Genomic DNA, 14,212 nt, shown 5'->3' with positions numbered 1-14,212 from the left:
CTTAATATGCCCGTAGGCTCCGGAATGGCATTCGCCCGATATTTGCTACCGGGTGCCCCGGTGATCTTCACTTCGGCAAGATCGCGTACGTAGGAACGGCAATCCTTTTACAGGGATAAAATTACCGCCTGCCAGGGGTTGAGATCGGCCGAGCTACCGGTCCGGGAGAGGGATTCGTAGTTATCGATCACCACCTCCGCATTTTCCAGTTCCGGTAGATCTACGGTTACCCCTTCGTCCGAGAAATTCATCACTACCAGCATTCGTACGCCCTCCCATTCGCGGGTATAGGCGTATAGCTCCTCGTGGTCGGGTAGGAGCAGTTCGTAACTGCCGTGGACGAGCACCGGATGGTCTTGCCGCAGCCGGGTCATCTGCCGGAAGTGATTCAGGATGGAGTTCGGATCGTCTTCCTGGGCGGCGACGTTGATTTGCGCATGATTATCGTTGACGGGAAGCCAGGGGGTACCGGTGGTAAAGCCGGCCTGCGGACCTTCCGTCCACTGCATGGGCGTGCGGCCGTTATCGCGGCTCAGGAAATTGAGCTCCCGCATGAACTGCTCCATATCCTTCCCCTGCGCCCGGGCCTTGGTGTAGCCGTTGCGGGCCGCAATGTCCTGGTAATCTTCGATCTCGTCGAAGTCAATGTTGGTCATGCCGATCTCGTCGCCGTAGTAGGCGTAGGGAGTACCGCGCATGCTCAGCAGGAAGGTGTTGAGCAGTTTGGTGGAGGGTGCCCGGAATTCCGGAGAATCGTTGCCCCATCGACTCACCATGCGGGCCTGGTCGTGGTTGGAGAGAAAGATGGAAAGCCAGCCGTCTTCCGCGAATTCGGCATCCCACCGGCTGAAAACTTCCTTCATGGTCGTCAGTGCGTAGCCCCCGTATTTGGGCACGTCCACCCCATCGAAGGCATAGGCCATGTTGAGTTCCTGGCGGTCGGCGTCGACCAGCGCGTGGGCGTCCTCAAAATTGCGGCCGGCCCCCTCGGCGACGCTCATTACGCCGTACTTCGAGAAGATCTGCTCGTTCATCTCCCGCAGGTAGTCGTGGAGGCCGTCCTGCATGGCGTAATAATCGATGAAGGTGGTGTCGGTCAGGCCCGGAAACTCCGGGTAGGTGGTGTCCTTTGCCGCGAACTGAAACGCATCCAGGCGGAAGCCGTCGACGCCCTTCTCCGCCCAGAAGGTCATGATGTCGTAGACCTCCTGCCGTAATTTCGGATTAGACCAGTTGAGGTCGGGTTGTTTCTGACTGAAGTAGTGGAGGTAGTAGGCATCGGTCGTGCTGTCGTACTTCCAGGCATTCCCCTCCGCATCGAAGAGGCTGTAGCGGTAGGGCGGGTCGCCTTTCTCGGCCGGCCACCAGTGGTAGTAATCGCGGTAGGGGTTGTCGCGCGAGCTTTTGCTCTGTACGAACCATTCGTGCTCGTCGCTGCTGTGGTTGACCACCACGTCCATGATCAGTTTAATGTCGCGTTCGTGCATACCGGCGAGCATGCGGTCGAAGTCGGCCATGGTGCCGAAGTCGGTCATTATGTTACGGTAGTCGCTGATGTCGTAGCCATTGTCGTCGTTGGGCGAGCTGTAAATCGGGTTGAGCCAGACGGCCGTGACGCCGAGGCTTTCAATGTAATCGAGGCGTTCGATTATGCCGTTCAGATCACCTATGCCGTCCCCGTCCGTATCCTGGAAACTGCGGGGGTAGATCTGGTAAACGATAGATTCTTTCCACCAGTCGTCGTCGGCTGTTTCGGTGGCCACTGTGGTTGGTTCGCTGTTTCTAGCGCATCCGATGAGGAGAAGGAATAGGAATAGTGGGGGGAAGGATCGATTCATGCAGCTTAGGTATTGGGCGGGGTCGCGGGTGCAATGCAAATAATAGTGGCTTAACGCCGGCAAGGTTCGCTGGTTCCCGGCGTTTTGCGGGGTTGGGGGCTGGTGGCGATGGTGACCGCGGCGGGACGCCACGAACCGACACTGCGGCGGGACGCCACGAACCGACACCGCCCTAGAGGTAAGGCAGCCCCAATACATGGCCCTCGCCCATCCCTCACCGGATTAGGCGGGGGCTTTTTATTGTGCATCCCGGGCAGTGCGTACCTTTCCTGACCAACACAAACATTAGGAAATATGCACCGCTTTTTCTACCTATTCGTTTTGCTTTTGGCGTCCACTTTGGCACCCGCGGCCCCGCCCGTACGTACCATCGTGACGACCGACGGCGAGATTGACGACGTCGACTCCTTCATCCGCCTGTTGCTCTATGCCAATGAATTTGAGCTGGAAGGGTTGGTGTACAGCAGCTCCATGTGGCACTATAAGGGCGACGGAAAGGGCACTACGATGACCTCGGAAATGGAAATGACCCGGGAGATGTACGGCGAACGCACCGACCTGCGCTGGCCCGGCGAGCAGTGGATGCAGGAATTGATACAGGCCTACGGGGAAGTCTATCCGGTGCTTTCCACCCACGCGGACGGCTTCCCCACGGCGGACCACCTGCTCTCTCTGGTGAAGGTGGGTAACATCGAATTCGAGGGAGAAATGGAGCACGATACGGAGGGGTCCGACTTCATCCGCGACAGGCTGCTCGACGAAGCCGACCCCCGGCCCATCTACTTGCAAGTTTGGGGCGGGACGAATACCATCGCCCGGGCCCTGAAATCGATTGAAGAAACCTACGCCGACACGCCGGAATGGCCCGCGATCTACGAACGCGTGAGCGACAAAGCCATTATTTACACGGTGATGGACCAGGATGCTACCTACCGGAACTACGTCGCCTCGCAGTGGAAGGACATTCGGGTGCTGTACAACTACCGTCAATTCGCCGCTCTGGCGTACAGTTGGCAGTCGACCGTGCCCCCGGCCCTGCAGCCCTGGCTGGAGGGAACATTCATGGGTGAACACATCATTAACAACCACGGTCCCCTCACCGCCGGCTACTATAGTTACGGCGACGGCAAGAAACAGGCCGGGGACGACGAGCACATCCACGGGGATCCCACCCGCCTGGATAGCGCGCAGTGGGGCAGCTTCAAACCCTACGACTTCATTTCCGAGGGCGACTCACCCGCCTTCCTGCACCTGGTCGACGTGGGGCTCGACAACCTCGAGCACCCGGGCTGGGGCGGATGGGGCGGCAGACTGGTCGCGACCGACTCCACCAATCGCCGGTGGGAGGACGGCCCCGCCGCCCGGGATTATAATCCGTTTACTGCAACCTACGAGTCAGTATACGCCCAGACGCGCTGGCTTCCGGAGTTGCAGCGTGACTTTGCCGCGCGCGCCGACTGGTGCGTCATGCCCTATGCGGATGCCAATCACCCGCCCGTGGTGGCAATGGAGGGAGAAACACGAATAAGCGTTACGCCCCGTCAAAAACTGATGCTACAGGCGAGGGCTTCGGACCCCGACGGGGATGAGCTTCACTACCACTGGTGGCAGTACGGCGAGGTGGGAACTTATCCGGGGGAAGCGATGGTGATCCTGAACAAAGAGGAGGCTCGGGTGACCGTTCCCGGCGATATAGAACCGGGGCAGACCATCCACCTGATTCTGGAAGTTACCGACGGTGGTTCGCCTTCGTTGACGCGGTACGCACGGGTGGTGCTGACCGGGGCGGGGAAGTAGGTCTGGCGACTAAGCAGGGGATTGGCTTTGTTGGATAGTGGCTCACCACGGATGGCCACGGTTTAAACACGGATCGACTTCGTCGGGGCAATAGGCTCACCACGGATGGCCACGAATTAAACACGGATCGACTTCGTCGGAGCACAGATTCACTGCGGTCGGGCAGGAGGTTTTCTGTTTCTCGGCACCCTGCCTGGGAGGCGGTGAAGGGATACGTTGCGGACGGCTTCCGAGAGCCCTTCCCGACTAAGTAGGGAGGATTTTCGTTGCCCGGGAAGCTACCAACTTTTAAGCCCCAGCAACCGCTCGCCGAGCTCCGACAACTCAGCGCATTCGTAACGCGTCTGCTCGTAATTGCGGGGGTCTCCGGGGAAGGCGTATCCTTCGGGTGCTTTGCGCTCCTTCCATGACGTAATCCGCCACTGGCGGAGCGCTTCGTCTTCCTCCTGTGCGGGGGCCATCGCGATGTACTGCGCAATTCTGACCTTGTCGGACGATAGATTTGGGCGGATGCCGTGGGGTTGGGTGCTATTGAAAATGAGCAGGTCGCCGGCTTCCAGTGGTACTTTTACCAGTTTATCTTCCAGTCCCGTGGTGTCGGGTTTGAATCGGTCGCGATCCGTAGGCTGAGTAAGCTTCCAGGTATCATAGTTACGGTATAGCCAGGGGATGCACTGGAAGCCGCCCATGTTGGGATCCGTTTGGTCGGCCAGCGCGAGTACCCCCTGTACGTTTTGTGGTTTGGTCTCGGGGTCATAATCCCAGTGAATAAAGCCCTTGTATTCGTAGCCGGGACGGATAGGGAAATTGAGGTTGGCGCGGTCGATGGTCACCCAGAGTTTTTCGGTGCCCCAGATGTCGACGAAAGCGTCGTATACCCGCCGGGATTGTCGGTTGTTCCAAAGCTCTTGGTGATTGTACACTTCCACCATTCCGGTCCCCGCCAACTCCTTCATTTTCATTTCGGCGCGCGGCGCGGTGTACCAGCTTTCCTGATCGTTCGGGTCTTTGTCCTCGAACTCCCAGAGGAAGTCGGCGCTGCGCTGCGCCTGATCTCGGCTGATGGCCCGCTTGATTACAACGAATCCGTTTTCCTTCCAAAAATCCCACTGCTCACCGGTAAGTACCCGGAGTGAATCGGGGGATGCATCGGCCCGCAATGCTACGCTACTGCTCTTGGCGGTGGACGGGTTGCCGGGGATGTCTCGGTGCTGGTTCTTGGGGGCGTCGGGGGCGGATGGCTGCATAATCTGGACGGTCTCGTTGCGATCCATAAGATACGGCAACCTTCCGGATCATCGTTCCTCAAGTCCCCGCCGAAATCCATCGTACGCCGGTTTGGGTTGCAGGTCATCATCGTAGAGGGTGGGCCAGTCGTTCATATCGAAGAAGCCCCTGATCCAGGTATCCCGGTCGGTAAAATCCCAGAAGGTGATGCCGTAGCGCTGGGGGGCGGGAACCTCTTGCCGGTAGATGCGCGCCAGGGTCTCGTAGCGATCGGCCTGGGCGGCGAGCAATTCCGGGGTCATGCGCGAGATCTCTTCCACGCCACCCCCCGCCGCGTCGTTGTGGGTATTGAAGATCAGGTCCAGTTCTGAAATGTGGAGGAGGAGCCCGGTGGCGGCTGCCCGCCGCAGGGTCTGCCGGATCACGGCCGTATCGTCGCGCATTTGCTGGTGCCACTGGAATCCGATGCCGTGAATGGGCACCCCTGTCTGGCGCATCCGAACGACGAGATCGACCAGCGCATTCAGTTTGCTCGTGTCGCGCTCCGTGCCGAAGTCGTTGATGAAAAGTTTGGCTTGTGGGTCGGCCGCGTGGGCGGTCCGGAAGGCGAGCTCAATATAATCTTCCCCCATGGCCGTATAGAAGGGGGTAGCGCGCAGCTCTCCACCCCGGGTGTCAAACACTTCATTGACCACGTCCCAGCCATCAACCCGCCCCCGGAAATGGGTAACTACGGTATCTATGTACTCGGTGAGGAAGGCCTCCATTCCGGCGCGGTCCTTGGATGTGATGTACTCGGGCAGACCGTAGTGCCACACCAGGGCGTGACCGAACATCCGCATACCATTCGCCTCGGCAAAGGCTACGGTAGAGTCGGCGCGGGCAAAATCCAACTGCCCCTCCCGCGCGGCGATGCTGTACATCTTCATGTCATTGGTCGACGTGAGGCTACTAAATTCCGTGGTCACAATTGCCCGCAACGCAGTGTCGCCGGCGAGCTTGCGGATACTGACGGCACCGCCGATGGGGAAGGGGGCCACGTCCTTTAGCCCGGTCACGGCTTTCCGGCTAGCATCCGTCTGTTCGTTCGCGGGCGGAGCATCTCCACAGCCGACGAGCCATCCTAGAAATACAATAAGCAGCAGTCGGGCCATAAGGAATGTATAGTTTACAGTCAAAGTACGACGTAGTCGCGTGAACGGTGTGAATTAAAGTCTAAATACCACGGCGGTCAGGCGCAACCACTGATTCCATACCGTAGGGCTAGATCACCGAACGGTCGTTTTATCTGAGGGAGGCGTAGAATGACCTGGTCCGGCCTAGTAATTATCCCCAACTTAGGGGTGCAATTAAGCCGATTCCGCCCAACATTATGTACCCCATGCCCACACTGACGCGCCGACCCATTTACATTGCTTTTCTGATGTTGCTCTGCACCTGCGTCCGCGCCCAGGGTCTCGAACTGAAGGGGAGGGTGGTAGAAAGTGGCGGCGAGCTGCCCGTAGAATTCGCGACCGTAAAGGCCATTGACCCCAGTAACGGCGACATGCTGACGGGAACAACGACCGACGTGGCCGGAAACTTTACGCTGACTGTTCCTCAGCCGGGGATAACCCTGGAAGTCAGTTTTCTGGGCTTCGCACCGACGCGCGTGGAGGATGTACGTGGCGCGGATATGGGCACCATCGTCCTCAAGCCCGACGGGGAGACCCTCGACGAAGTGCTGGTAACCGGCGAGCGATCTACCACCGAATTCCGTCTGGATAAGCGGGTGTTTAACGTGGGGAAGGACCTGAGCAGCAGCGGCGCCAGTGCCCTGGAAGTGCTCAACAACGTCCCCTCCGTAACCGTGAGCATCGAGGGGCAGATCAACCTGCGGGGCAGCGGGGGAGTACAGATCCTGATCGACGGGAAGCCCTCGGTCCTGACCGCCGACAACGGCAACGCGCTGGGTACCATCACGGCCGATATGATCGAGAGCGTGGAAGTGATCACCAACCCCTCGGCCAAGTACCAGGCCGAAGGCACCGCCGGCATCATCAACATCGTGCTGAAAAAGGAAGAGCAGCGCGGCCTCAATGGCTCCGTAACGGTAAACACGGGTACGCCCAACAACCACAGCCTGGGCCTGAGCGTAAACCGCCGTACCGCCAAGTTCAATCTCTTCGGACAGCTCGGGGTAGGGTACCGCACCTTTCCGGAAGACAACCGGGGCATCAACCGTGATCTAAGCAGCGGCACCACCATTCTGAGCGAAGGCGAGGCCGATAAGAACGAGCAATTCTACAACCTCATCCTCGGTACCGACTATCACATCAACGACCGCAACGTCCTCTCCCTAACCGGCCACCTGGCCTACGAGATTGAAACGGAGAACGCCATCACCGACTTCAGCGTAATCAACTCCGCCGGAAACCTCACCGATGCCTGGCGGCGCACCGAAGCCACCGAGGCCACCAACCCGAAGTGGCAGTACGAACTGAACTATAAGCGGGAATTCGACGCGGAGGACAAGGACCACGTGCTCATCGTAAGTGCGCTCGGCAACAGCTTCACCAAGGACCAGTCGTCCGAATTCACCACCAACACCAGCGAAGGGGAGGCCCTCTTCGGAGACCAGCTCACGCGCACTGATTTCGGGCAGACGGAGTACACCTTTAAAGCAGACTACACCCGGCCCGTAAGTGAAGCGGTAACCCTGGAAACCGGCCTGCAGTACGTACTCAACGACGTAGGCAACGATTTTGCGGTGAGTGACTTCATCGACGACGACTTCCAGCTCGTGCCCGAACTCACCAATCGCTTCGAATTCCAGCAGGGGGTGCTGGGTGCTTACGTTACCTCATCCTACGAGGGCGATAAGTGGGGCGTTAAGGCGGGGCTGCGGGTGGAGCAGACCGACCTCAGCACCGTGCTCGTCAATACACAGGAGGCGAACGACCAGAATTATACCAACCTGTTTCCGACCCTGCATACCTCCTACAAGTTCAGCGAGGCGGCCTCCGTGCAGGCGGGCTACTCCCGGCGGGTGTTCCGGCCGCGGCTGTGGGACCTGAACCCCTTCTTCAACATCCGCAACAACTTCAACGTGCGGGCGGGCAACCCGAACCTGCAGCCGGAATTTACCGACTCCTACGAGGTCACCGGTATCCTGATCGTCGGCGACCTTAGCCTGAACGCCGGCATCTACCATCGCTACACCACCGACGTCGTGGAGCGGGTGTCCTTCTTCCAGGACAACGTCAACGTTACCCAGCCCATCAACCTGGGTACCAGTCGGACCAACGGCGTGGAACTGAACGGCAAGTACCGTCCCGCCAAGTGGATGACCCTGAGCGGCGACTTCAACTTCAATGCCTTCGACCGGACGGCCGAACTCGAGGGGGTGAGCTACGACTTCAGCGCCGAGCAGTTCAACGGCCGGCTGGTCACCAAATTCGAGCTGCCCCTGGACATCGATTTCGAGGTAGCCGGTAATGTGCGCTCGGGCTACCGAACGGTGCAGGGCAACGTATCTGGCTTCTCCTACGCTGACATCGGCCTCCGGAAGAAAATTCTAAAGGGCCGCATGATCTTTAACGTCAGCGTCCGCGACGCCTTTGCCTCCATGATCGACGAAAGCGAGGCGACGCAGCCCGACTTTTACCTCTACAACTACCGCCAGCGCGGCCGCTTCGTGACCGTAGGACTGAGCTACGGCTTCGGTAAGGGCGAGGCGATGGAATTTGGGGGACAGAAGCAGTTCTAGGTCACCGGTTCGATCGGCCGGATTACCGGCCCGCGAGCTTCGCCTCGTCCATGTGCATCACGCACCACCGGTGGCCGTCGGGGTCCGCGAAGCAGAACAGGTACATGAAGCCCTCCACCAGGGTGGGGGGAGTGTAAATGTGGCCTCCCGCTTCGGCGACCCGGTCCCGCATCTTGTCCACCTCCTCCGGACTTTCGGCGTCGATGTTGATCAGTACCTCCGACGCCTGCTTGGTATCGGCTACCGGCAGTTGGGTGAAGTTCTTGAACTCACTTTCCGGGAAGAGCATCACAATAAAATCGTGTTCGCCGATCAGGAATCCCGCTAGTTGGGGGTTGCCGGCGTGGCGGGGGCTTTCCCGGAAGCCGATGGCGCGAAAGAAGGTGCGGGAGGTGGCTACGTCGGCGACGGGCAGATTGAGCCAGACTTGTTTGGTCATAGAAAGGGGGATTAGGGTAGTTAAGGTAATCTTTTCGCCCGGAGAAAATGCCGCCGATCGGGGGGAAGAGGGGGCCAACGGAAGGGTTCGGGGTACCGGCTGCCGTGCGTCGTGGTCCGGTGAAAAAGTGGGCCGGCAGGGCGGGGGGCGGCGGCGCGCAGGAGCAAGGAAAGTTACCGAGATAAGTGTATTTCCTTGTTTTATCTTGCGGATGTCTTAATATTGGGTATATTTATTCTCGAATTTCACTAGGTTCGAAAGAATCAACTATCTCACACTAGCTTAACGTTATCATGCGAACAATTTTACTCCTCCTCTGCTGGGGCTGGATTACCGTGCTCAGCGCTCAGGTCACCGGCGTCATCACCGATGAAGCCGGGGAGGCCCTCATCGGGGCCACCGTACTCATCGAAGGAACCAATACCGGTACCGTTACTGATATCGACGGCAACTTTTCCATCAACGTTACCGGAGACGATCCACACCTTATAGTTACGTACACCGGCTACGAAAGCCAGATCATCCAGGTCGGAAACCAAACGTCCTTTGAGATCGTGCTGCTGGAAGACGCCGAAACACTGGACGAAGTGGTGGTCGTCGGCTACGGTATCCAGAAAAAGCGCGACGTAACCGGCGCCATTGCCAGTCTTGACGACGAGCAGATCAAGAAAATCGCGACCTCCAGCGGGGTTACCGCCATGCAGGGACAGGTCAGCGGAGTAGACATCGTAAGCCCCGGCGGAAGACCCGGTGCTAACCCAAGTATCCGGGTGCGCGGCCGGCGCTCGCTCTCCGCTTCCAACGATCCGTTGTTCGTGATCGACGGCATCCCCCAGACCTCGGGTACGAGTGCCATTGCGGACATCAACCCCCAGGACATCGAGTCGATGGAGATCCTGAAGGATGCTGCGGCCACTGCCATTTACGGTAGCCGGGGTTCCAACGGCGTCATCATCGTGACCACGAAGCGGGGATCGGCCGGCCGTACCATCGTCAGCTACGACGGCTACTACGGCGGCACCAGTGCCCTGAATACGGTAGACATGATGAACGGCTCGGAATTCGCCGACCTCAAGCGCGAGAGTCAGCGCGACGGCTGGAACGGAGCCATTCCGGCGGATGAGGACGTTTTCCAGGATCCCACCGAACTGGAAAGCATCGCGATGGGCCGCAGCACCGACTTTCAGGACCTGGTGATCGGCGACGGTTGGCAGACCAACCACCAGCTCGGCGTGCGCGGAGGTACCGAAAATACCCAATTTAATATGTCGCTGGGCTACTTCGACGAGAAGGGCATCATCTCCAACATGGACTTCCGCCGCTTCACCGCCCGGGTGAACCTGGACCAGAAGATCGGCCGTATTTTCCAGGCTGGTATCTCCTTTACCGTATCTAACTCGCTCCAGAACTTCGGATCTACCGCCACCATCTTCGAGGCCCTTGCCAACAACCCACTCGGTGTGGCTTACAACGACGACGGTTCGGTGCGCTTCCTACCCACCAACGACGGTATCCGTACCAATCCACTCTCCGAGCTGGTGCCGAATGCCGTAGTCGACGACCGCCGCGTCACCCGGATCTTCGCCCCGATCTACCTGAAGGCGAACATTGCGGAAGGACTGGTCTTCACCACCAACTTCGGTCCCGACATCCGCTACTACCGCAGGGGTGCCTTCAACGGTAGCCTCACCAACAACAACCGGGGTGGTCCCGCCGATGCCAGTACGCAGTACGAGCAGGACTTCGGCTACACCCTGGAAAACATCCTGAATTACAACCGCACGATCGGTGCCAACGATGAATTGGGTGTTACGTTGCTGCAGTCCATCCAGAGCCTTCGGACGGAGGGTGAGTTCGCCAGCGTATCCAACCTGCCGTACGAAAGCCAGTTGTTTTACAACCTGTCGACCGGCGAGGTCAAGGGCGACATCGCCTCGGGCCTAACCGAATGGCAACTCGCCTCCTTCATGGGCCGCGTGAACTACGCCGTTAACGGTAAGTACCTGTTGCAGGCCAGCTTGCGCGCGGATGGCTCCAGCCGCCTTGCCGCCGGCAACCAGTGGAATTACTTCCCGGGCATCTCGGTCGGCTGGCGCGTCGGCGCGGAACCCTTCATGCAGAACCTCACCTGGTTGAACGGACTGAAGCTCCGCGCCAGCTACGGCGAGGTAGGTAACACTTCCGTCGATCCTTACCAAACGCAGGGTGGACTACAGCGTACGGTTTACGCCTGGGACGAAAGCCCCGCCTTCGGATTCGCGCTGCGCGACATTCCAAACTCCGAGCTCGGCTGGGAGGTGTCCAAAACCCTAAATGCAGGTCTCGACATTGACGTCCTGAACGGTCGCTTCAATGCGTCGTTCGAAGTTTACCGGACGAACACCGAGAATCTCCTCCTGGCGCGCAACCTGCCGCCCACCTCCGGCTACTCCAGCATCCTCCAAAATGTCGGCGCGACCCGTACAACCGGTGCCGAACTGGTACTTGGCGCGGGTATCCTCAACAGTGCTACGGGACTCAACTGGGACATAGACTTCAACATCTCGGGCTACCGGGAAAAAATCACCGAACTCGCCCTGTTTGACGAAGATGGCGAGCCGCTCGACGACGTGGGCAACCAGTGGTTTATCGGACAGCCCATCAATGTCTTCTTCGATTACCGCAAGACCGGCATCTACCAGACCGGAGAAGTGGAGCTGGCCGACAGCCGCGAAAACAAGGTGCCAGGCGAGATCAAGCTCGACGACGTAGATGGCGACGGTGTGATTACCCCCGCAGACCGGGTCATTCTCGGGTCCGACGTACCCGATTACTTCGGCGGCCTCACCAACCGCTTCGAGTACCGGGGCGTTGACCTTTCCTTCTTCCTGTTCTTCCGTCAGGGACAAATGATCTCCAGCCGTTTCCACGGCAGTAACAACAGCCTGTTTGCTCGCTACAACAACCTCGACGTAGACTACTGGACGATCGACAATCCGACCAACGCCAATCCGCGGCCGAACGAGAACCAGGAGAGCCCACGTAACGGGTCGACCCTCACCTACTTCGACGGCAGCTTCATGAAGTTGCGCAACGTCACCCTGGGGTACGAACTTCCCGATAACCTGATCACCCGGCTGGGACTTTCCCGCCTGCGGTTGTACGTATCGGGGCAGAACCTCTGGTTCAGCTCGAAGTACGAAAGCTTCGACCCCGAACTCCAGGATCCCTCGCAAAACGACGTTATCCCAAGTACCAAGATCATCCTGGCTGGCGTACGCGCCACCTTCTAAAATAGCACAACCGTGAAAATCAAGCACTTTTTATACGCGCTGCTCCTCACTGGACTGGGCACCTATACTACCTCCTGCGACAGTTACCTCGAGGAAGAACTCATCTCCGGCGTTTCGGCGGCTACTTATTATCCCACCGCCGGCGGATTCGAAGATGCCGTAAAGGCCACTTATTCATTCATGAAACCCTTCTACGGGGTAGAACGGGGATTCACCATGACCGTCTTCGGTACCGATACCTATACGAACGGTGCGGACGGCAGTTTTAAGGGAATTAATGCCTACGACGGACGCCTCAACGGATCGGATGGATTCATTCGCGATACTTGGCGTGACCTGTACCGGGGCATTAACCAAGCCAATGCCGTGATCAATCGATCCGAGGGATTGGAGGTTGTTTCCGAAGAAGTCAAAACGGCCCGTATCGCGGAGGTCCGCTTTCTCCGGGGACTGTATTACTTTGATCTGGTTCGCATCTACGGCGATGCACACCTCACTCTGGAGGAAACTCAGGGGGTAGAGGTCGAAGCCAACCGTACGCCGCAGTCGGAGATCTACGCTCAGGCCATCATTCCCGATCTGGAGTTCGCCATCGCCAACTTGCCGGATGCTCAGGACGACTACGGCAGGGCAACCAAGCCGGCCGCTCAGTTTCTGCTCGCCAAGGTACTCCTGCGCCGCAGTTATACGAGCTTCGCCGACGGCAACGATGCCGCACGCGCTGAGAGCCTAATGACCCAGGTCATCGAAGACTATGATTTTGAGCTACTAGATGACTTCGAAGCGCTCTGGGACATCGGTAACGAGCAAAATTCGGAAGTGGTCTTCGCGATACAAAACTCCAAGTCGCAGGTTGACGAAGGCATCGACGGCGAAGGTCACCGCGGTCACCTCTACTTCCTCATGGAATACGACAACCTGCCCGGCATGACCCGTGATATCGAGAACGGCCGCCCCTGGAAGCGTTTCCGCCCCACGGAGTATACTCTCAACCTCTGGGACCGCTCCATCGATACTCGCTACGATAAGTCGTTCAAGCATACTTGGTACGCCAATAACGAATCGACCATCCCGACCTGGAGCGAGGAGGAAGCAGCCAAAGGATACGGCACTGCAGGACAACCTAAATTCGGACTAGGTGATACGGCCGTCTATATCCCCGGTCCCCAAATGAATGATGAGTGGTCGCAGGCGCGGCAGGACAGAACCCCGTACCTGGTGTACACCGATGATGAGTATACCGAACGGAAGTTTCCCTCCCTAAAGAAGTGGCTGGACCCCACCCGCCCAAACCGTCAACATACGCAAGGACAACGTGATTTCCTCCTTATGCGCCTCGGTGATGCCTACCTGATCCGTGCCGAAGCACGCTTTAAGCAGGGGAACCTGGAAGGAGCAGCGGAAGACATCAACGTGATCCGTGTCCGCTCGGCCGTCGAAGGCATGGAGGAGGACATTAAAATCACCGCCGGAGACGTCAGCCTTGACTTCCTGCTCGATGAGCGTGCCCGCGAGCTCGTTGGCGAAGGACACCGCTGGTTCGACCTGACGCGTACCATGACCCTGGTCGAGCGCGTGCGGCGGTACAACCCGGAAGGTGGACCCAACATCCAGGATTACCACGTCGTCCGCCCGGTCCCGCAGAATCAGATTGACCGGACACTGGGCGGCTATCCGCAGAATACCGGGTATAATAACTAGTTGATCGCCGAGTCACGACGGCTACTACTGTAATGAAAGCCAGATCGAGTGCAATTGCTCGGTCTGGCTTTTTTGTTTGCTCCCGCGCGCCGCCGCCACCTACGACGAATGCTAAAATCGGGAGGATAAGATGATCGGTGGGTTAGTGAGCGTTAGGCAAGTAGACAGGTCGCGCGTGACCTATGGTTAT

At 58.5% G+C, this 14,212-nt stretch carries 8 protein-coding genes; 4 read left to right on the top strand and 4 right to left on the bottom strand.

Annotated features, from left to right (window positions below):
• Positions 1–107: 107 nt before the first annotated feature.
• Complete coding sequence (locus GGR28_RS06450) at positions 108–1,838, bottom strand: glycoside hydrolase family 13 protein (RefSeq protein WP_183494920.1); 1,731 nt, start codon at positions 1,836–1,838, stop codon at positions 108–110.
• Between the two features lie 294 nt (positions 1,839–2,132).
• Here GGR28_RS06450 and GGR28_RS06445 point away from each other — a divergent pair, with 294 nt between their 5' ends.
• On the top strand, positions 2,133–3,635 hold the full coding sequence (locus GGR28_RS06445; protein WP_183494919.1) for a DUF1593 domain-containing protein: 1,503 nt from the start codon (positions 2,133–2,135) through the stop codon (positions 3,633–3,635).
• Between the two features lie 278 nt (positions 3,636–3,913).
• Here the strand turns inward: GGR28_RS06445 and GGR28_RS06440 are convergent, their stop codons facing one another.
• Positions 3,914–4,909 (bottom strand): phytanoyl-CoA dioxygenase family protein, encoded by a 996-nt coding sequence (locus tag GGR28_RS06440; protein ID WP_246416376.1) that lies wholly within the window; start codon positions 4,907–4,909, stop codon positions 3,914–3,916.
• Positions 4,910–4,930: 21 nt separating this feature from the next.
• Complete coding sequence (locus GGR28_RS06435) at positions 4,931–6,016, bottom strand: endo-1,4-beta-xylanase (protein ID WP_183494918.1); 1,086 nt, start codon at positions 6,014–6,016, stop codon at positions 4,931–4,933.
• Positions 6,017–6,243: 227 nt separating this feature from the next.
• Here GGR28_RS06435 and GGR28_RS06430 point away from each other — a divergent pair, with 227 nt between their 5' ends.
• Entirely contained in the window at positions 6,244–8,610 is a 2,367-nt protein-coding gene (locus GGR28_RS06430) for an outer membrane beta-barrel family protein (protein WP_183494917.1), read from the top strand.
• A gap of 22 nt (positions 8,611–8,632) precedes the next feature.
• Here GGR28_RS06430 and GGR28_RS06425 read toward each other — a convergent pair whose 3' ends face one another.
• Positions 8,633–9,049, bottom strand: a complete 417-nt coding sequence (locus GGR28_RS06425) for a VOC family protein (protein ID WP_183494916.1) — start codon at positions 9,047–9,049, stop codon at positions 8,633–8,635.
• Between the two features lie 293 nt (positions 9,050–9,342).
• Between GGR28_RS06425 and GGR28_RS06420 the strand changes: the two genes are divergently transcribed.
• Together GGR28_RS06420 and GGR28_RS06415 are read left to right on the top strand one after the other, a co-directional pair.
• A complete protein-coding gene (locus tag GGR28_RS06420) occupies positions 9,343–12,321 on the top strand; it encodes a SusC/RagA family TonB-linked outer membrane protein (RefSeq protein ID WP_183494915.1) in 2,979 nt (992 codons plus the stop codon).
• Positions 12,322–12,333: 12 nt separating this feature from the next.
• Positions 12,334–14,022 carry a RagB/SusD family nutrient uptake outer membrane protein gene (locus GGR28_RS06415; RefSeq protein WP_221233817.1) on the top strand — a complete coding sequence of 563 codons (1,689 nt, stop codon included), beginning with the start codon at positions 12,334–12,336 and terminating at the stop codon, positions 14,020–14,022.
• Positions 14,023–14,212: the final 190 nt, after the last annotated feature.

The sequence above is a fragment of the Neolewinella aquimaris genome (genome assembly GCF_014197245.1).
Taxonomy (GTDB): Bacteria; Bacteroidota; Bacteroidia; order Chitinophagales; family Saprospiraceae; genus Neolewinella; species Neolewinella aquimaris.
Note: the sequence above shows the minus strand (reverse complement) of the source record. Positions and strands in the feature narration are given on the sequence as shown.

Coding starts and splice junctions, on each gene's coding strand:
- GGR28_RS06450 (WP_183494920.1), bottom strand. CDS start 1,838: ATGAATCGATCCTTCCCCCCACTATTCCTATTCCTTCTCCTCATCGGA.
- GGR28_RS06445 (WP_183494919.1), top strand. CDS start 2,133: ATGCACCGCTTTTTCTACCTATTCGTTTTGCTTTTGGCGTCCACTTTG.
- GGR28_RS06440 (WP_246416376.1), bottom strand. CDS start 4,909: ATGGATCGCAACGAGACCGTCCAGATTATGCAGCCATCCGCCCCCGAC.
- GGR28_RS06435 (WP_183494918.1), bottom strand. CDS start 6,016: ATGGCCCGACTGCTGCTTATTGTATTTCTAGGATGGCTCGTCGGCTGT.
- GGR28_RS06430 (WP_183494917.1), top strand. CDS start 6,244: ATGCCCACACTGACGCGCCGACCCATTTACATTGCTTTTCTGATGTTG.
- GGR28_RS06425 (WP_183494916.1), bottom strand. CDS start 9,049: ATGACCAAACAAGTCTGGCTCAATCTGCCCGTCGCCGACGTAGCCACC.
- GGR28_RS06420 (WP_183494915.1), top strand. CDS start 9,343: ATGCGAACAATTTTACTCCTCCTCTGCTGGGGCTGGATTACCGTGCTC.